The 18,609-nt window shown below is 71.5% G+C and carries 15 protein-coding genes and 1 tRNA gene; 3 read left to right on the forward strand and 13 right to left on the reverse strand.

The features are described from left to right. Positions 1 to 19 precede the first annotated feature (19 nt). Genes ACFYOJ_RS09800 through pgsA form a run of 3 tightly spaced genes read right to left on the reverse strand, consistent with a single transcriptional unit; the run spans position 20 to position 2,831 of the window. Positions 20 to 1,186: a glycosyltransferase family 4 protein gene (locus tag ACFYOJ_RS09800; RefSeq protein ID WP_356553993.1), complete on the reverse strand. Its 1,167-nt coding sequence runs from the start codon at positions 1,184 to 1,186 to the stop codon at positions 20 to 22. Next, positions 1,183 to 2,109: a phosphatidylinositol mannoside acyltransferase gene (locus ACFYOJ_RS09805; RefSeq protein WP_356553991.1), complete on the reverse strand. Its 927-nt coding sequence runs from the start codon at positions 2,107 to 2,109 to the stop codon at positions 1,183 to 1,185. Before ACFYOJ_RS09805 ends, ACFYOJ_RS09800 begins: the two co-directional genes overlap by 4 nt. Then, the gene (gene pgsA / locus ACFYOJ_RS09810) at positions 2,106 to 2,831 is read right to left on the reverse strand and encodes a phosphatidylinositol phosphate synthase (RefSeq protein WP_356554071.1); all 726 of its coding nucleotides are present in this window, start codon (positions 2,829 to 2,831) and stop codon (positions 2,106 to 2,108) included. Before pgsA ends, ACFYOJ_RS09805 begins: the two co-directional genes overlap by 4 nt. Positions 2,832 to 3,082: 251 nt before the next feature. Here pgsA and ACFYOJ_RS09815 point away from each other — a divergent pair, with 251 nt between their 5' ends. Beyond that, entirely contained in the window at positions 3,083 to 5,281 is a 2,199-nt protein-coding gene (locus ACFYOJ_RS09815) for an elongation factor G-like protein EF-G2 (protein WP_356553989.1), read from the forward strand. 275 nt (positions 5,282 to 5,556) lie between these two features. Beyond that, entirely contained in the window at positions 5,557 to 7,218 is a 1,662-nt protein-coding gene (locus ACFYOJ_RS09820) for a hypothetical protein (RefSeq protein ID WP_356553987.1), read from the forward strand. 39 nt (positions 7,219 to 7,257) lie between these two features. Here the strand turns inward: ACFYOJ_RS09820 and ACFYOJ_RS09825 are convergent, their stop codons facing one another. The 4 genes from ACFYOJ_RS09825 to ACFYOJ_RS09840 form a co-directional block, all read right to left on the reverse strand. After that, positions 7,258 to 7,818: an HIT domain-containing protein gene (locus tag ACFYOJ_RS09825; protein ID WP_356553985.1), complete on the reverse strand. Its 561-nt coding sequence runs from the start codon at positions 7,816 to 7,818 to the stop codon at positions 7,258 to 7,260. 84 nt (positions 7,819 to 7,902) lie between these two features. Further along, positions 7,903 to 9,879, reverse strand: a complete 1,977-nt coding sequence (thrS, locus tag ACFYOJ_RS09830; protein WP_356553983.1) for a threonine--tRNA ligase — start codon at positions 9,877 to 9,879, stop codon at positions 7,903 to 7,905. Positions 9,880 to 9,970: 91 nt separating this feature from the next. Continuing rightward, the gene (locus ACFYOJ_RS09835) at positions 9,971 to 11,200 is read right to left on the reverse strand and encodes a hypothetical protein (RefSeq protein ID WP_356553981.1); all 1,230 of its coding nucleotides are present in this window, start codon (positions 11,198 to 11,200) and stop codon (positions 9,971 to 9,973) included. Further along, positions 11,197 to 11,763, reverse strand: coding sequence for a DUF4365 domain-containing protein (locus tag ACFYOJ_RS09840; protein WP_356553980.1), 567 nt, complete (start codon positions 11,761 to 11,763; stop codon positions 11,197 to 11,199). The genes ACFYOJ_RS09835 and ACFYOJ_RS09840 overlap by 4 nt, the downstream gene beginning before the upstream one ends. A gap of 171 nt (positions 11,764 to 11,934) precedes the next feature. Between ACFYOJ_RS09840 and ACFYOJ_RS09845 the strand changes: the two genes are divergently transcribed. Beyond that, complete coding sequence (locus ACFYOJ_RS09845) at positions 11,935 to 12,660, forward strand: 3'-5' exonuclease (RefSeq protein WP_356553978.1); 726 nt, start codon at positions 11,935 to 11,937, stop codon at positions 12,658 to 12,660. Positions 12,661 to 12,707: 47 nt separating this feature from the next. On the opposite strand, the gene ACFYOJ_RS09850 is transcribed toward ACFYOJ_RS09845, so the two are convergent. From ACFYOJ_RS09850 to ACFYOJ_RS09875, 6 genes are all read right to left on the reverse strand, one after another. Beyond that, positions 12,708 to 12,779: transfer RNA gene (locus tag ACFYOJ_RS09850), tRNA-Val, on the reverse strand. A gap of 39 nt (positions 12,780 to 12,818) precedes the next feature. Further along, a complete protein-coding gene (locus ACFYOJ_RS09855) occupies positions 12,819 to 13,280 on the reverse strand; it encodes an SRPBCC family protein (protein WP_356553976.1) in 462 nt (153 codons plus the stop codon). Positions 13,281 to 13,319: 39 nt separating this feature from the next. After that, complete coding sequence (locus tag ACFYOJ_RS09860) at positions 13,320 to 16,055, reverse strand: Tat pathway signal sequence domain protein (protein ID WP_356553975.1); 2,736 nt, start codon at positions 16,053 to 16,055, stop codon at positions 13,320 to 13,322. A 98-nt stretch (positions 16,056 to 16,153) separates the two neighbouring features. Next, positions 16,154 to 16,768 (reverse strand): hypothetical protein, encoded by a 615-nt coding sequence (locus ACFYOJ_RS09865; RefSeq protein ID WP_356553973.1) that lies wholly within the window; start codon positions 16,766 to 16,768, stop codon positions 16,154 to 16,156. Between the two features lie 10 nt (positions 16,769 to 16,778). Further along, entirely contained in the window at positions 16,779 to 17,654 is an 876-nt protein-coding gene (locus ACFYOJ_RS09870; protein WP_356553971.1) for a carbohydrate ABC transporter permease, read from the reverse strand. Next, positions 17,651 to 18,607: a sugar ABC transporter permease gene (locus tag ACFYOJ_RS09875; RefSeq protein WP_356553969.1), complete on the reverse strand. Its 957-nt coding sequence runs from the start codon at positions 18,605 to 18,607 to the stop codon at positions 17,651 to 17,653. The genes ACFYOJ_RS09870 and ACFYOJ_RS09875 overlap by 4 nt, the downstream gene beginning before the upstream one ends. Between the last annotated feature and the right edge of the window lie 2 nt (positions 18,608 to 18,609).

Consider the following 18,609-nt stretch of genomic DNA (forward strand, 5'->3'; position numbering starts at 1 on the left):
CGCCTCCGCGGCGGGCGTCTCAGTCCTTCGCCGCCAGGCCGAACCGCGCGCGCAGGCCCGTGGCCCTCTCGTCCGCCGCCACCGCCGCCGCGCCCGCCGTCACCGTCTCGTAGACGGAGAGGATGTCCGCGCCCACCGTCGACCAGTCGAAGCGCCGTACGTGCGCGCTGCCCCGTTCCCGCAGTCCGGCCCGGCGCTCGGGGTCGGCCAGCAGCCGCAGCGCCGCGTCGGCCAGGGCGTCGGCGTCCTCGTTGGCGAACAGTTCGCCGGCCGCCCCCTGGTCGAGGACCTGGGCGAAGGCGTCCAGGTCGGAGGCGAGCACGGGGGCGCCCGCCGACATGGCCTCGACGAGGATGATGCCGAAGCTCTCGCCGCCGGTGTTGGGCGCCACGTACAGGTCGACGCTGCGCAGGAGACGCGCCTTGTCCTCGTCGCTGATCATGCCGAGGAACTCCACCCGGGGGCGCAGTTCGGCGGGCAGGGAGGCCACCGCCTCCTTCTCGTCGCCGCGCCCGGCGACCAGCAGCCGGGTCTGCGGGCGGGCGGCGAGGATCTTCGGCAGGGCCCGCATCAGCACCGGCAGGCCCTTGCGGGGTTCGTCGATGCGTCCGATGAAGCCGATCGTGTCACCCTGCCACTCGGGCCGGGGCTCGGCGTTCGCGAAGAAGCCGACGTCGACGCCGTTGGGGATCACGACCGCGTCGCCGCCCAGGTGCTCGACGAGGGTGCGGCGGGCGTACTCGCTCACCGCGATCCGGGCGCTGATCTTCTCCAGGGCGGCCTGGAGGATCGCGTACGCGGCGATCATCGCGCGGGAGCGCGGGTTGGACGTGTGGAAGGTGGCCACGATCGGGCCCTGCGCCGCCCAGCAGGTGAGCAGGCCCAGCGACGGTGAGGTCGGCTCGTGGATGTGGATGACGTCGAAAGCGCCCTCGTGCAGCCAGCGCCGTACCCGGGCCGCCGACAGGAAGCCGAAGTTCAGGCGGGCCACCGAGCCGTTGTACGGCACCGGAACCGCGCGCCCGGCCGAGACGACGTACGGCGGCAGCGGGGTGTCGTCGTCGGCGGGGGCGAGGACGGACACCTCGTGGCCGAGGCGGATGAAGTACTCGGCGAGGTCCCGGATGTGGAACTGGACGCCGCCCGGCACGTCCCAGGAGTACGGGCAGACGATGCCGATCCTCACGAGGCGTCCCGCCCGCCGCCGGGCGCCTTGGCCGGGTCGAGGTCCTTCAGCCACAGGCGCTGCAGCATGTGCCAGTCCTCCGGATGCTCGGCGATCCCCGTGGCGAAGGCGTCGGCCAGCGCCTGTGTCATGACGGACGTCTTCTCACGCCGCGTACCCGTCCCGGGCACCTCGACCGGCGGATGGACCCGGCCCCGCATGACCGGCGAGTCGTCGTACCAGAGTGTCACCGGCAGCAGCCGCGCGCCGGTCTGCTGGGCGAGCAGGGCGGGGCCGGCCGGCATGCGGGCCGTCTCGCCGAAGAAGTCGACCTCCACTCCGGAGGCGGACAGGTCGCGGTCGGCGACCAGGCAGACCAGGCCGCCGTCGCGCAGCCGCCGGGCGAGGGTGCCGAAGGCGGTGCCGCCGCTGTGCGGGAGGACCTCCATGCCGAGGCCCTCGCGGTAGGCGACGAAGCGGTCGTAGAGGGACTCCGGCTTGAGGCGCTCGGCGACGGTCGTGAACGGAATGCCCAGTGCGGTGGTGGCCCAGGCGCCGGCGAGGTCCCAGTTGGCCAGGTGCGGCAGGGCGAGGACGACGCCCTTGCCCGCGTCCAGGCCGTCGGTCAGGTGGTGCAGCCCCTCGGGGACGAAGCCCGCCCTGACGCGCTCGGCGCTCCAGGCGGGCAGCCGGAAGGACTCCATCCAGTACCGCAGGTACGAGCGCATGCCCGCGCGGGAGAGCTCCGCGAGCCGCTCGGGCCCCGCGCCGGGCACCACGCGCGCGTAGTTGCTCTCCAGCCGCCGCACGCCCGCCCCGCGCTGCTTCCAGGCGAGATCCGCCACGGTACGGCCGAGGCGTACGGCGGCCGGCTCGGGAAGCTTCTTGACGGTGCTCCAGCCGGCGCCGTACAGGGCGTCGGACAGTCGTTCCTGGAGGCTCACTTGGCCGCCTCGGTGCCCTGGTTCTCCTGCGCGGCGGCGTCCGCCTCGGCGGACTCCCGGCGGACCGTGACGACGCGCTGGACCAGCGTGACGAGGCTGCCGACGGCGACGATCCACAGGGCGACGGGCAGCAGGTACTGGATGCCGGGCACACCGAACTTGTGCAGCCCCGCGAAACCGGCGGCGACCAGGGAGATCACCAGCCGCTCGGCCCGCTCGACCAGGCCGTTGACGGCGACCGGCAGGCCGATCGACTCGCCGCGCGCCTTGGTGTACGACACCACCTGCCCGCTGGCCAGGCAGAAGATCGACACGGCGCACAGGACGTTGTCGTCGCCGCGGCCCGCGTACCAGAGGGCCAGCCCGCCGAAGATCGCACCGTCGGCGACCCGGTCGAGGGTGGAGTCCAGGAAGGCGCCCCAGCGGCTGGAGCGGCCGAGCTGGCGGGCCATGTTGCCGTCGACGAGGTCGGAGAACACGAAGAGCGTGATCACGACCGTGCCCCAGAAGAACTCGCCCATGGGGTAGAAGACCAGCGCACCCGCGACCACTCCGGCGGTGCCGATGAGCGTGACCGTGTCGGGGCTGACGCCCCTGCGGATGAGAAACGCGGCGAACGGTGTGAGGACACGCGTAAAAAATGCACGCGCGTACTTGTTCAGCATGGCCTTCCCGACGGTCGGTGTGGCCGCGCGGCCCTTGCTGGCCACCGGCTGGCCCATCGTAGTCACGCGCGCGCACGGGCGGCGGACGGGCACCCGAAGCCGGCCCGCGCGACCCCGTTCCGCGACCGGGCGACGGCCGTTCCGTGACCGGACGGCACCCCGCTCCGGCCGGCGCACGTCCCTCGTATGGACGCGGGGTGACGGGAGTGGGAATCTCGAAGGACCGCGGGCGTCGCCGGAGCCGTCAGTGCACGCGGTCCCGCGTGTCCGCGCCCCCGACGACCTCACCGCGCACGGGAGGCAAGGCCATGGGCGACAAGGCACACAACCACCCCGGAGCCGCCGGCAGGGCAGCGGCGGCCGACCGTCCCGCGTCCGTACGGAACGTGGTGCTGGTCGGCCCCTCCGGATCGGGCAAGACGACCCTGGTGGAGGCTCTCGCGCTGACCGCGGGAGCCGTGAACCGGGCGGGCCGCGTGGAGGACGGCGGCTGCGTCTCGGACTACGACGAGATCGAGCACCGGCAGCAGCGCTCGGTGCAGCTCTCCCTGGTGCCGGTGGAATGGGACGGCATCAAGATCAACCTGCTGGACACCCCCGGGTACGCCGACTTCGTCGGTGAGCTCAGGGCCGGTCTGCGCGCCGCGGACGCGGCCCTCTTCGTCGTCTCGGCCTCCGACGGGGTGGACGGCTCGACCCGCATGCTGTGGGAGGAGTGCGCGGCCGTCGGCATGCCCCGCGCCATCGTCGTCACGCATCTGGAAGCCGCCCGGGCGGACTTCGAGGAGATGACGCGCCTGTGCGCCGAGGCCTTCGGCGCGGACGACCCGGACGCGGTGCTGCCCCTGTACCTGCCGCTGCGCGGCCCTCAGGGACCCGACGGGCACGCTCCCGTGACGGGGCTGATGGGACTGCTGACGCAGCGGCTGTTCGACTACTCCTCCGGCACCCGCGAGGAGTCCGCACCGGTCGGGGACCAGCTGCCGGTGATCGACGAGGCCCGCAACCGGCTGATCGAGGGGATCATCGCGGAGAGCGAGGACGAGACCCTCATGGACCGCTACCTCGGCGGCGAGCGGATCGACGTCAAGACCCTGATCGAGGACCTGGAACGGGCCGTCGTCCGCGGCGCGTTCTTCCCCGTCCTGCCCGCCGCCCCCGCCGCCGAGGGGGCCCGGCAGGGGCTCGGCACCGTGGAACTGCTGGAGCTGGTCACCCGCGGCTTCCCTACCCCCCTGGAGCGCGAGGCGCCCCGGGTGACCACCCCCGACGGCACACCCCGCGAGCTGCGGATGTGCGACCCCGACGAGTCGCTGGTCGCGGAGGTCGTCAAGACCTCCTCCGACCCGTACGTCGGCCGGATCTCCCTCGTGCGGGTGTTCTCCGGCACCCTGCGCGCCGACCGGACGGTGCACGTCTCCGGGCACGGCCTGGCCGACCGCGGCCACGAGGACCACGACGTCGACGAACGGATCGGCACCCTGTCGACCCCCTTCGGCAAGCAGCAGCGGCCGGTCTCCCATGTGATCGCCGGTGACATGGCGTGCGTGGCCAGGCTGAGCCGCGCGGAGACCGGGGACACCCTCTCCGCCAAGGACGACCCGCTGCTGATGGCCCCCTGGGAGATGCCCGACCCGCTGCTGCCGCTCGCCATCCGGGCGCACAGCAAGGCCGACGAGGACAAGCTCTCCCAGGGTCTCGCGCGGCTCGTCGCCGAGGACCCGACGATGCGCCTCGAGCACAACCAGGACACCCGCCAGGTGGTCCTGTGGTGCCTCGGCGAGGCCCACGCCGACGTCGCCCTGGAACGGCTGCGCAACCGGTACGGCGTCCAGGTCGACGTCGTCCCCCACCGCGTGGCCCTGCGCGAGACGTTCGGGAGCCGGGCGACCGGACGCGGCCGGCACGTCAAACAGTCCGGCGGGCACGGACAGTACGCCGTCTGCGAGATCGAGGTGGAGCCGCTGCCGGGCGGCTCCGGCATCGAGTTCGTCGACAAGGTGGTCGGCGGGGCGGTCCCCCGGCAGTTCATCCCCTCGGTCGAGAAGGGCGTGCGCGCCCAGGCCGCCAAGGGCGTCGCCTCCGGCCATCCGCTGATCGACGTCCGCGTCACCCTGCGGGACGGCAAGGCCCACTCGGTGGACTCCTCCGACGCGGCCTTCCAGACGGCCGGCGCGCTGGCCCTGCGCGAGGCCGCCGCCGACGCGAGGATCCACCTGCTCGAGCCGGTGGCCGAGGTGAGCGTGCTGGTCGGCGACGACTACGTGGGCGCCGTGATGAGCGACCTGTCGGGGCGGCGCGGCCGTCTGCTCGGCACCGAGCAGACGGCCGGCGGGCGGACCCTGATCCGGGCCGAGGTGCCCGAGCTCGAGATCGGCCGGTACGCCGTCGACCTGCGCTCCCTCTCCCACGGCACCGCGCGCTTCGACCGCCGCTACGCCCGGCACGAACCGATGCCGCCCCAGGTCGCGGAACGCCTGCGCGGGGAGGTGGGTGCGGCATCGTAGCGGCGCTGTAGCGACACCGTGACGGCACCGCGCGAGCCGGACGCGACGCCCCGGCCGCCGGCGTCCACCGGCGCGGGCAGGCCCGCGCCGGTGGCGTGCGCCCCGGCGCACGAGGGCGCACCGGGAGGCCGGACCGCGTGCGCGGGGGCGCCTTCGGCCGTCCGGTGACGCGGAGCGGCGACGGCGGATACGCTGATGCACTGATCAACAAGTGTGCGGGGCAGGGAAGTCGGGAAGGCCGCAGGAGCGACGAGTGGTGGCGATCGGGGGCGGGAATGGCCGTTGACGGCGGTTACGCGGACTTCTTCGGACCGCAGGTTCCGCGTACGGACGACGGGGGGCAGACGGCCACCTTCGCGCTGGCCTCGGCCGCCTACCGGGACAACCCGGTGGAGGAGATCAAGAAGGCCGACAACGAGTGGCACCAGACGACCGTCAACCCGGGCCGCTCCTGGGCCACCATCTTCCGCCCCAACCTCGGCGAGGCCTTCTCCCGCGCGGTGACCGACCGCATGCTCGGCGGCGACCGCAAGCCGCTCATCCAGTCCTTCGGGGCCGAACCGCAGGTGGTCGTGGAGCACTGCCTGGCGGCCAACGGCATCCGCAAGGCCCGCGACAACCGGCTCACCCTGGTGAGCGTGGTGTGCGGACTGCTGTTCCTGCCGGGCACGCTGGTCTGGCTGCTCGGCTTCCAGATCCGCACCACCGTCACCAAGTCGGAGAACAGGCGGGCCGGCGCCCTGGGCACCGCCGTGCTCGTCGCGATCGCCGCCCTGGCCCTGCTGTTCCTGCTCAGGATGCCGTTCTCCGGCTTCTGGGCGTGGTACGCGCGGGCGGCCGTGGTGGCGCCCGTCATCGGCTGGTTCTGGGCCAAGCGGATCTGCGAGGCCACCGCCCGGGATCTGCGGGAGCGCTGGGACGGACTGCTGTCCGGCAGCGGCGTCGGCGCCAAGGTCCCCGAGGCCGTCCCCAGCAACCCGAACGAGACCGCGGCCGAACAGCTCCGCCAGTCCCTGGCCAGGCTCGGCGCCGAGCAGCAGTCCAACTCCGTCTTCTACGCCGGCCCCAAGGGCATCCTCGGCATGGGCACCCGCTGGGGCAGCTGGCAGCTCGCCGAGGAACTCGTCCCGGCCGACCCGACCCGCGAGATCCACCCGTTCCGCAGCTGGGACGTCATACGCGCCATCCACGACCAGCTGAGCATGCTCCAGCGCGGCCCCCTGAACACCGGCGGCTTCCCCACGCCCTCCATACGGCACTGGATCGTCACGCCGATCGGCGAGAACGCCAAGGCGGTGTCCCGCCCGGAGGGCACGGACGTCGAGGCCTACCAGGTCAAGCCGCACGCGGTCCAGGAGATCTGCAACAAGCAGCAGTTCGGCGCCGGCGACCGGCACTACCTGGGCGTCCAGTGGACGCTGTGGGACGGCCAGCTGGTCCTCACGATGATGATCACGGTGACCGTGCTGCACGCCACCTTGCGCATCGAGGTCACCGGCCACGCCCTGGGCCCGGTCAACCCGCTCTTCACGACCAAGCCGGAGGCCCCCTCCAAGGAGGTCGCCAAGTCGTTCAAGCCGTGGGAGACGCGCAAGGTGATGCTCCCGCTGGTCACCGCCAACGAGGTGGTACGGCTCGCGGTGCGCGCCCCGCTCACCTGGTACCCGCCGCTGCTGAACTGGCTCGGCGGCACGATCGGCCTGCCCGAGCCCTTCGGCCTGCGGCACGCCTGGGCGGACCAGCCGTGGCGCCACCGCTTCATGGCCGACGACGCGCTGCGGGCGGCGACGCCGGTGCTGCGGGTGGTGCACTCGGCGGCGATCAAGGTGCTGGAGGAGAACGGCGTGGACACGGAGAAGTTCGGCGCGCGCTCGGCGTTCCTCAGCACGGCGGTGCAGGACCCGTCCCCGAAGAAGGCCGACCTGTACGACGCGTAGGCCCCCGGCGGTCCGGCCGGAGGCGTGCGGACGCGCCGGTCAGCCCGCCGGCCAGGCCTCCGCCAGCATCTTGCGGGTGTCGGCCAGGAGCTGCGGCAGGATCCTCGTGTGCCCGATCACGGGGAGGAAGTTGGTGTCGCCGCCCCAGCGGGGCACGACGTGCTGGTGCAGGTGGGCGGCGATACCGGCACCGGCCACCGTGCCCTGGTTCATGCCCAGATTGAACCCGTGGGCCCCGGAGGCCCCGCGCAGCGCCCTCATGGCCTGCTTGGTGAGTTCCGCGAGCTCCGCGGTCTCCGCCTCCGTCAGGTCGGTGTAGTCGGCGACGTGCCGGTAGGGGACGACCATGAGGTGGCCGCCGTTGTAGGGATACAGATTGAGCACTGCGTAGACCAGCTCACCACGCCGCACGACCAGGCCGTCCTCGTCGGACTTCGCCGGGATCGAGCAGAAGGGGCAGCCGTCTTCGGCGCCGGGGCCGGTGGGCTTGTTCTCACCCTGGATGTAGGCCATCCGGTGGGGCGTCCACAGACGCTGGAACGCGTCCGGCGTCCCCACTCCGATCTGCTGCTCCGGCTCACTCGTCATGCGTGCCAGCATATTCGCCACCGGGCGGGACACGGGGTGAGGGTCGGCCCCTTCCCAGGGGCCGACCCTCATCGCACCCGCGCCGGCGGGGACCACTCACACCTGGACGCGACGCTCCACCACATCGAGCAGCTTGGCGATCGCCTGGTCACGGGGGATTCCGTTCTCCTGCGACCCGTCGCGGTAGCGGAAGGACACCGTGCCGGCGTTCATGTCGTCGTCGCCGACGATGATCATGAACGGGACCTTCTGCTTCTGCTGGTTGCGGATCTTCTTCTGCATGCGGTCCGAGGAGGAGTCCACCTCGACCCGCAGCCCCTTCTTCCTCGCGTCCGCCGCGAACTGCTCCAGGTACTCGACGTGCGCGTCGCCGACGGGGATGCCGACCGCCTGCACCGGGGCGAGCCACGGCGGCATCGCGCCCGCGTAGTGCTCCAGCAGCACCGCGAAGAACCGCTCGATCGAGCCGAACAGCGCGCGGTGGATCATGACCGGGCGCTGCTTGGCGCCGTCCGCGCCGGTGTACTCCAGGTCGAAGCGCTCCGGCAGGTTGAAGTCGAGCTGGATGGTCGACATCTGCCAGGTGCGGCCGATGGCGTCGCGCGCCTGCACGGAGATCTTCGGCCCGTAGAAGGCGGCACCGCCCGGGTCCGGGACCAGGGGCAGACCCTGCTTCTCGGCGACCTGGCGCAGCGTCTCGGTGGCCTCTTCCCACGCCTCGTCGGTACCGACGAACTTCTCCGGGTCCTTGGTGGACAGCTCCAGGTAGAAGTCGGTCAGGCCGTAGTCGCGCAGCAGGTTCAGGACGAAGGTGAGCGTCTTGTCGAGCTCCTCCGCCATCTGCTCGCGGGTGCAGTAGATGTGCGCGTCGTCCTGGGTGAAGCCGCGGGCGCGGGTCAGGCCGTGCACGACGCCCGACTTCTCGTACCGGTACACGGTCCCGAACTCGAACAGACGCAGCGGCAGTTCGCGGTAGGACCGCCCGCGCGCGTCGAAGATCAGGTTGTGCATCGGGCAGTTCATGGGCTTGAGGTAGTAGTCCACGCCCTCGTCGAGCTGCATGGGCGGGTACATGCCGTCGGCGTACCAGTCCAGGTGGCCCGAGGTCTCGAAGAGCTTCCCCTTCGTCGCGTGCGGGGTGTAGACGAACTCGTAGCCCTCCTCCTCGTGGCGGCGCCGCGAGTAGTCCTCCATGACCCGGCGGATGATGCCGCCCTTGGGGTGGAAGACGGCGAGGCCGGAGCCGATCTGCTCCGGGATGGAGAACAGGTCGAGCTCGGAGCCGAGCTTGCGGTGGTCGCGCTTCTCGGCCTCGGCGAGGAACTCCAGGTGCGCCTTCAGCTCGTCCTTGGTGGGCCAGGCGGTGCCGTAGATGCGCTGGAGCATCGGGTTCTTCTCGCTGCCGCGCCAGTAGGCGGCGGCGTTGCGCATCAGCTTGAACGCCGGGATGTTGCGGGTGCTGGGCAGGTGGGGACCGCGGCAGAGGTCCTTCCAGCACAGCTCGCCGGTCTTGGCGTCCAGGTTGTCGTAGATCGTCAGCTCGCCGGCGCCGACCTCGACGTCCGCGCCGTCGTCGTGGGACGCGGAGCCCTTGAGGCCGATCAGCTCCAGCTTGTACGGCTCGTCGGCGAGCTCCTCGCGGGCCTCCTCGTCGGTGACGACGCGGCGCGAGAAGCGCTGGCCGCGCTTCTGGATCTCCTGCATCTTCTTCTCGATGGCCTTGAGGTCATCGGGGTGGAAGGGCTTCTCGACGTCGAAGTCGTAGTAGAAGCCGTCCTTGACCGGCGGGCCGATGCCCAGCTTGGCCTCGGGGAAGAGTTCCTGCACGGCCTGGGCCATGACGTGCGCGGTGGAGTGGCGCAGGATGTTCAGGCCGTCCTCGGAGGAGATCTCGACGCCCTCGACGGTCTCGCCGTCCCTCAGCTCGTACGCGAGGTCCCTGAGCTCGCCGTCGACGCGGGCGGCGATGACCGAGCGCTCGCCGGCGAAGAGCTCGGCGGCCGTAGTGCCCGTAGTCACCACGCGTTCTTCCCGCTCGGAATCGCGTTGGATGATCACACGGACGTCTGACACCGGTCTCTCCTGACTGAAGTGGGACTGCGGCGCCATACCGGAGCGCACGCATGAGGGCGATCGTACCGACCCGGGCCCGCCCCGGTCGAAATCATTCCCCTCCGCAGGCCTCCCCGAAGACGTCCAGGTTCTCCTGGAGGGCCTTCAGCAGCCGGTCCCGCTCGGCGTCGTCGACCTGTACGGGGGTGACCTCGCAGGCGCCGGTGAGGCGGCGGAACCCGCCCCGGCTCTCCAGCCGTCCCAGCACGCGCACGGGCAGCCCGACCAGGTGCGCGTGCCCGGCGATGCGGTACGCCTCCTCGTCGAGCGTGATCCGTACGTGCGGGACGTCGGCCCCGGCGAGGACCCGCAGCCGTACGGTGCCGGCGCCGCGCGGCCCGGCCCTGCGCATCCTCACGACCGTGCCGGTGAGCCGTACCGGCACGGAGGGCTCGGCGCGCAGGTAGCGGGCGCCGGCCTCGCGCAGGGCGGGCAGGTCGCCGGGCGAGAATTCGACGGGTTCGGCGGAGGCGGCGCAGCCCTCGGGAACCCCGGCGGCCGGGGCCCAGGCGACAGCGATCCGGGCGCCCTCGGTGCCCCGGACGAGGGCGACGAGCGCCTCGGTGAGTTCGTGGCTGACGCCCGCCGCGACGGCGCTGTCGAAGGCGTCCATGGCGCCGGTGGCGCGCCGGTAGTCGACGGCCTCGCGGGTGGCGAAGAGGGCCTGGTGGAGGCGGACGGCGAGGGGGCGGCCGGTGGTGACGGGCACGAACGCGGTGAGCCGGCGGCCGTCGGTGACGGGGCCGACCAGGACGTCGGCCAGGGCCGCGGCGGCGGCGCGGCGGTGCCGGGCGCCGTGGTAGCCGGCCCGGACGCGGGTGGCGAGGGCGCCGGCGAGCAGGATGCCGCGGGCGGCGGAGCGCAGGTGCTCCTCCACCGGCCAGGCCGCGGTGCCTGCGGGGCCGGCCGGCAGGTCGCGCCACCAGCGGATCTCGTCGCTGGGTACGGCGAGGGAGACGAGGATCTCGCGGGCGGAGGGCGCGGCGCTGCGGGACAGGGCGAGCAGTGCCTCGGCGAGCAGGTCGTCGCTGTCGGGGAAGGCGCGGCTGTCGGGCACCAGCAGGCTGGTGGCGCCGCCGCCGGGGCCGGGCGGGGTCCAGCGGCCGTAGCGGCCCGGGGCGCCGCCGCGCCGGTGCCAGCCGTGCCGGTGCAGCAGGGCGGCGAGCACGGCCGGGTCGACGGCGGCGGGGTCGGGCGGGGCGCCGTCGCAGGTGTCGCCGCCCGCGATCGCGGGGTGCGGGCGGACGGGGCGCAGGGGTTCGTGGGTGGGGCGGTGCGTCATGGTTTCCCTCCCGTCCCGACCCGCGTCATGATCTCGCACAGCGCCCGGTCGTCGAAGACCCGCGCGGTCGGTATCCGCACGGTGGTGCGGTGCCGGCCGGTGACCGGGTGTCCGGCGAGGTTGGTCCAGTAGCAGCAGTGCCTGAGGTCCAGGCGGTCGTGGCCGGCGCGCAGCCACTGGTCGCGGGAGCGCGGGACGATCATCACGACCAGGATCTTGTGCACGGAGACCGGGGTGCGGGCGAGCTTGGCCAGGTGGTCGTTGTCGAGGGTGAAGGAGAAGAAGCGGCCCGGGGGGCTCGGCGGGATCTGGTAGGTCGCCTTGAGCTGCACCTTGATGGTGACCTCGTCGTCGACGGTGTGTCCGGGCGCGCTGTGGCTGACGTGCCAGTCGATGCCGTTGTCCGGGAAGGGCTGGGACAGCGAGCAGCCGGCCGCGGCGGCGACCGCGTGCAGATAGCCGACCTGCAGGGTCTCCATGCAGGCGGTGGTGGCGAGGGAGCCGCGGACGGGTGCCGTGCGCTCGGGCAGCAGCCCGCCCCGTTCGGGCTGCGCTATGGCCATGGCCGACAGCCTTCCAGAACTGGTGTATCCGCGCTGCGGGCCGCTGAACTGCAAAGACCCGTACTCCTGTTGTGTCCTTCCGGCGTACGCCGCAAACAGCCCGGGTATCACCGGACCGGGACGGACGACGGCGCGTCGGCTGCCCTGCCGGGACGAGGAGTTGAGTGCCCTATGACGTGCTGGTTCGAGGGGCCGCTGGCGGCCTTCGACACGGAGACGACGGGTGTGGACGTCGAGAACGACCGGATCGTTTCGGCGGCCCTGGTCGTGCAGGACGCCCCGGGGCTGCGGCCCCGGGTGAGCCGCTGGCTGGTGAATCCGGGTGTGCCGGTGCCGGAGTCGGCGACGGCGGTGCACGGGCTGACGGAGGAGTATCTGCAGCGCAACGGGCGCTGGCCGGCGCCGGTGATGCACGAGATAGCCGAGCTGCTGGGCGAGCAGGCCCGGGCGGGGCGGCCGCTCGTGGTGATGAACGCGCCGTTCGATCTGACGTTGCTGGACCGGGAGTTGCGCCGTCACCGGGCCTCGTCGCTGGCGGCCCGGCTGGAGCGGACGTCGCTGTGTGTCCTCGATCCGCGGGTGCTCGACAAGCACCTGGACCGCTACCGCAAGGGCCGTCGCACCCTCACCGACCTGTGCGCGCACTACGGCGTCGAGCTGGCGGACGCGCACGACGCGGCGGCGGACGCGCAGGCCGCGCTGGAGGTCGTACGGGCGGTGGGGTGTCGCTTCCAGGCGCGGCTGGAGCGCCTGTCCCCCGCCGAGCTGCACACGCTGCAGGCGGTGTGGCACGCGGGGCAGGCGCGCGGGCTGCAGGCGTGGTTCGCGCTGAACGGGAGCGAGGAGGCGGTGGACCCGGCCTGGCCCCTGCGTCCGGACCTGCCGGCGGCGGCGTGATCACGCGAAGAAGCCGGTCCGTCGTGCGACGGACCGGCTTTTCCCGGTGGGCGATACTGGGTTCGAACCAGTGACCTCTTCGGTGTGAACGAAGCGCTCTCCCACTGAGCTAATCGCCCGGGAACGCACTGAACAATACAGGTCCCGGGCCCATTCCTTCAAACCGCTCGCCGGCCGCCGGACAGGTGCGCCGCCAGTCCGCGCCGTCCCGCCCGCATCATCAGCCGGTGATTGGCCCGGAACAGGGGCCGTCCCGGCACGGCGAGGCGGCGCAGCAGGGGTTTGCGGACGTCGGCCTCCTGGTCGTAGCGGACGCGGGCGCCGCCGGTGCCGTCGGGGGCGACCGTCCAGCGGGCCCGGCCCTCGATGTCGCCGGTGAGGGAGACCTCCAGCACGCCCGCCGCCGGGTCGCGGCGCAGTTCCCGCACGGTCTGGGTCAGGTCGTACGGGAGGAGGGAGCGGATCCGGACGGTCCCGGTGGTGGCGTCGAGGCGGGTGACCTCGCGCACCTGGGGCCACCAGCGGGGGTAGTCCTCGATGCGTTCCAGTTCGCGGTAGACGGCGGGGGCGGGCGCGGGCAGGGTCCACAGGCTGCGGAAGACGTAATGGTTCCGGTCCATCCGTGGAGTGTGCCCGCGCCCGCGGCCGTCATATGCGGGCTACGGCATCCTGTCCCCCAGGAGTGCGAGGTTCTCGATGGCGGCGAGGCCGTAGAGGGCGGTGTCGTTGGTGGAGACCCAGGTCGCCTCGCTGCCCGGCACCAGGGCGGCGGGGCCGGTCAGCTTCTCCGTCCTCCAGGGTGCCGATTCCCGGTAGCCGTCGGAGTTGTAGAACTTGTCCCAGGCGCGCTTGGCGAGCTTGTCGTCGCCGGTCTTCACGGCGGCGTAGGCGTCGAGGCGGGAGTGGCCCTGGAAGAGGATGAGGTTGCCGAAGTTGCTGCCGTAGCGGGCGGCCTGTTCGGCCTTGGTGGCGTTGAAGTAGCGGCAGTAGTCGAAGTAGGCCTCGTTGAACTCCGGCATGTCGACGAGGTCGATGAGCTCGGCGCACAGTTCGTTGAGGCCGAAGACGGCGGAGAGGTGCGAGACCCCGACGACCGGCTTCTCGGCGATGGCGAACCGTCCGGTGTCCAGGTCGTACAGGCCGGTGCCCTGGACGAAGCCGTTGGGCTGGGCGGCGATGGTCTCCATCGTCGACAGCACCCGCGCCTTCGCCTTCTCCCACTTGGGCCCCTTGCGCTCCCACTCGGTGAGCCACGCCGACACCAGGCCGCTCCAGTCGGTGCCGAAGCCGATCGACAGCGCGTGCCGGTCGGGTGTGTACGGCTCGGTGCGGATCTTGCGGATGGGGTCGAGGACGAGGAAGGTCTCGTCGGAGTCGACGTTGGCGTGCATGAGGTCGCCGACGCGTTCGTCGGCGGTGAGGAAGTAGTAGTAGCGGCGGTAGGTGGTGTTGGCGATGCGCTGCTGTTTGGCGCTGTCGGCGAAGTGCTGCACGCCGTGCCGGGTGCCGAGGCCGGCCCACTTGCCGAGGTGGTAGACGTCGACCTCGCCGGTGTGGCGGGTCATCGCCTCGGCGAAGCGGAAGATGTCGGCGCGGCCGCTTCGGAGGTACGCGTACCAGAGCCACAGGTCGGGCGAGAGCTCGGAGTTGTCCCAGGCGTAGCCGCCGACGTCGTAGCGCCACTGGTGCCGCACGGTGTCGTAGGTGTGCATGATGTCGCCGTAGTCCCAGAAGCCGTACCAGCGGCGCTGCTCCACCTGGTCCTTGTAGTAGGTGAAGAGGAAGTCGAGGTGGTCCTCGATCCTGGCCTTGGCCGGGGTGGAGCGGTCGGGTTCGGCGAACAGGCCCTTGCCGAAGACGCCGGCCTTGATGAGCTGCTTCGGCGGCGCGGCGAGCTGCGGCAGGATCCGGACGGCCTCGACCTGTTCCGCGAGGGTCTCGGCGCTCGGTGTCGACTCGTTGGCCCAGAAGAGGAGTTCGGAGGTGCGGGCGATGCCGTAGGGGGTGCCGAAGCCGGGCTCGTAGTCCTCGTAGGTGATGTTGAGGCCTTCGAGCTGTTCGGGGTAGGTGTCCTGGCCCATGCCGTCGTGGTAGAAGCGCATGTCCATGGGCTGGGCCTCGGGGGACCACAGCCAGAGGGTGACCTCGGCGGCGTCGGTGTGGGCGTCGCGGATGTCGAGCTGGGCGGGGAACTTCTCCCAGAATTCGCGCAGGCCGAAGGAGAGGCCGCCGCTGACGCCGCCGACATAGCCGAATCCGGAGGCGCGCCGGCCGCCGCCGGCGGGGATCCAGCCGTAGCCCTTCTTGGTGCGCTTGCGCAGGGCGAAACCGTCGGCGGAGAGCTGGGAGAGGGTGTAGTCGCCCCATTCGGGGATGTACTGCAGGCGGGTGGTGACCCGCTGGTCCCAGGTCGAGGGGTCTGGCAGCTTCTTGCCCGCGAACTGTGCCTCCTGGACGGCGATTCCGGGGTCGCGGCGCAGCCCGGTGATGCCCTTGACGGCCTCGCGGAGCATGCCGGTGCCCTCGCCGCCGATGCGGATGTGGCGGTCGTAGGACTCGTCGCGCATGGGCACGGTGAAGCGGACGCCGAGGCCGCGGATGAAGTCGCCGCTCGCCTTGCCGGGTTCCTGGGTCCCGTCGTAGGTGATGGTGTGCACCATGCGGAAGGAGTCGGCGCCCGCGTAGAAGTAGAGGCGGATGGAGAACGGCAGCCAGCTGCGACTGCCCTTGCGGTGCTTGCCGTCGATGCGGACGACGGCGCGGACGGGGCCCTCCTGTTCGACGGTGACCTCCAGGACGGCGCCGTCGAAGCGCTCGGTCCTGACGTTGGTCTGGTCGCCGTCCTCGAACTCGGGCTGGCGCAGCAGGACGAGGCGGCCGTCGCGGGCGATCTCGGTGGAGCCGCGGGTGACGGACTTGACGATCGTGGCGCCCGACTTGGCGATCTTCGCGGTGATGACGCCGGTCGAGACGTCGATGGTGCCGCCGCTCTTGTCGACGGTGACCTTCTTCTCCGGGGCGGCGGGCGTGCCGGTGGTGAGGGTGAGCTTGCCGGAACCGGAACTCACCGCGTGGGCGGTCCACTTGAGGGATCCGTCGGGCCAGTAGGCGATCGGCCAGGTCTGGACGGGGACGGGCCTGCCGTCGGCATCGGTCAGGGCGAAGGTCTGGTCCTCCTTGCAGGCGCCCTTGGGCCAGGGCACGCCGACGGTGGAGCCGGGGGCGGCGCCGAGGCCACCGTCCTCCAGCCAGTCCAGGGTCACCGGGTCGGCGTCGGCGGCCTCGGCGCGGGGTGCGGCGGCGGCGTTCCGCGTTCCCAGGGCCCAGCTGAACTGGGCGGCGGCGCCGGCGACGGCGGCCGCCTTGAGCAGGGATCTGCGGGGGATGGGGGACATGGCCTTTCCTTTCCGTTGCAAGGTGCAAGTGGTGTCAAGGGCATGACAGAGAGAGGTACGGCGCCGGAGCGCCGACCTCGTAAGAGGGGCACCACCCGTCAGCGGTGCCGGTACCGCTTCTCCACGGCGACGGCCGCCGCCGCGACGGCCCCCAGGACGGGGACCGCCAGCGGCGGCACGAACCAGGCGGACAGGACCACGACGGCCAGGCCGCACACCACCAGGAACGAGCCGGCCGGGTCGAGCACGGTCCGCCGCCCGGCGTCCGCGAGCAACGCCCGCCAGGAGGCGCCGGGCGTCCAGACGGCGGCCGCCCGCAGCAGGGCCACGGAGGCACCGACCAGCGCGAGGATGCCGACGGCCCCGACGAACGGCCCGCCGGGGAGACCGGCCTGCGCGGCCAGGACGTCCACCTGGACCGCGACGGCCACGGCCCACCAGGCGAGCCCGACGGCCCACCCGCGGCGCAGGGCCGTACGGAAGTCCGTGAGGAACTCCCGCAGACCACCGGCCTCGTGCGCCGTACGGCGGCGCAGATGCCGTGCGCCGGCGGCGAAGGCCGCGGGACCGGTGACGACGCCGAGCGAGGCCACGGTGATCCACACGCCGGTGAGCATGCACTCGGCGAAGACCGCGAAACGCTCGCCGAACACGGACTCCTTGCGCCGGGACTCCTTGCGCAAGGCTCGGGCCTTCACGTGTGCTTCGGCCATGGTGAACGCCTCAGCCCTTCAGTCCGGAGGTCGCCATACCGTCGATGAGGTAGCGCTGGAAGGACATGAAGAAGGCGATGACGGGCACCAGCGCCACCAGCGACATCGCGATCATGCTGCCGTAGTTGGAGATGCCCTCCTGGTCGCGGAACATCATCAGGCCCAGCGAGACGGTGTACTTCTCGGGGGAGTTGAGGTAGATCAACGGTCCCATGAAGTCGTTCCAGGCGTTGATGAAGGTGAAGATCGCGCTGGTGATGAGCGCGGGCCGGCTCAGCGGCAGCACGATCGACCAGTAGGTACGCAGGTGCCCGCAGCCGTCGAGCTTGGCCGCCTCGTCCAGCTCCTTGGGCAGACCGCGCATGAACTGCACCATCAGGAACACGAAGAAGGCTTCCGTGGCGAGGAACTTGCCCGCGACGAGCGGCACCAGGGTGTCGGTGAGCTCCATGTTGCGGAAGAGCACGTACTGCGGGATGAGCAGCACGTGGTACGGCAGCAGCAGCGTGCCGATCATCAGCGTGAACAGCAGGTTCCGCCCGGCGAACCGGATCTTGGCGAAGGCGTACGCGGTCAGCGAGCTGGACAGCACGACACCGGCCACGGCGAGGACGGCGTACATCAGCGAGTTCCAGAAGAAGCTGCTGATGGAGATGCCGGAGATGCCGTCGGCGAGCCCGGAGAAGTTCTCCCAGACCGGCTTCGTGGGCAGCAGGTCGAGGCTGGCGATGATCTCCTTGCTCGGCTTGAACGAGGCGCCGACCACCCAGATCACGGGATACAGGACGACCGCGAGGACGACGAGCGCGCCCAGGTGCCAGGCGATCGCTCCGAAGCGCCGGCGCTCGTTGGCATTGCGCACGGCAGGAGTGGTGGCGGTGGTCACTTGGTGGCCTCCTCGTAGTGCACCCACTTCTTCTGCGACCAGAACAGGACCGCCGTGACGAGCGCCACCGCGATCACCAGCGTCCAGGCCATCGCGGAGGCGAAGCCCATCTGGGCCTCCTTGAAGCCCTTCTGGTACAGGTAGCAGGTGTAGACGAGCGTGGCGTCGGCGGGCCCGCAGGACGTGTTGGAGACGACGTACGCGGAGCCGAACACCTGGAACGCGTGGATGGACTCCAGCAGCACGTTGAAGAACAGCACCGGGGAGATCATCGGCAGCGTGATGTTCCAGAACCGCCTGAGCGGCCCGGCACCGTCCACCTCGGCGGCCTCGTACAGTTCCTGCGGGACCTGCTTGAGGCCGGCCAGGAAGATGACCATGGGTGCGCCGAACTGCCAGATGCTCAGGGCCACCAGGGCGTAGAGGATGTAGTCCGGGTTGCCGATCCAGCCGCCCACGTCGATCCCGAGGATCTTCTGGCCGCGGTCCACGATCGCGTCGTCGGAGAACAGCGCTCGCCAGACGAAGCCGACGGAGACGCTGGCGCCGATCAGCGAGGGCATGTAGAACGCGGCCCGGTACAGGCCCTGCCCTCGCCGCTTCTGCGCGAGCAGCAGCGCCACACCGAGCGCGAGCAGCAGCTTCAGCGGGGTGGCCACAACGACGTACTTGAGGGTGACCTCCACCGACTTCTGCCAGCGCGGGTCCTGGAACATCGTCGTGAAGTTGTCCAGGCCCACCCACTGGGGCGGCGTGAACAGGTTGTAGCTGGTGAACGCGTAGTACAGCGACGCGACCATCGGGCCCGCCGTGAGGAGCAGGAAGCCCGCGATCCACGGCGACATGAAGAGATAGCCGGCGATGTTCTCGCGGCGTCGCCCGCGCCGCCCGGCGGCGGGAGCGGTGGACCGCTTCCCGGCCGGGCGCACGGGCGCTTCCTTGACGAGCGTCATGG

This window comes from Streptomyces sp. NPDC006384 (genome assembly GCF_042870695.1).
Taxonomy (GTDB): Bacteria; Actinomycetota; Actinomycetes; order Streptomycetales; family Streptomycetaceae; genus Streptomyces.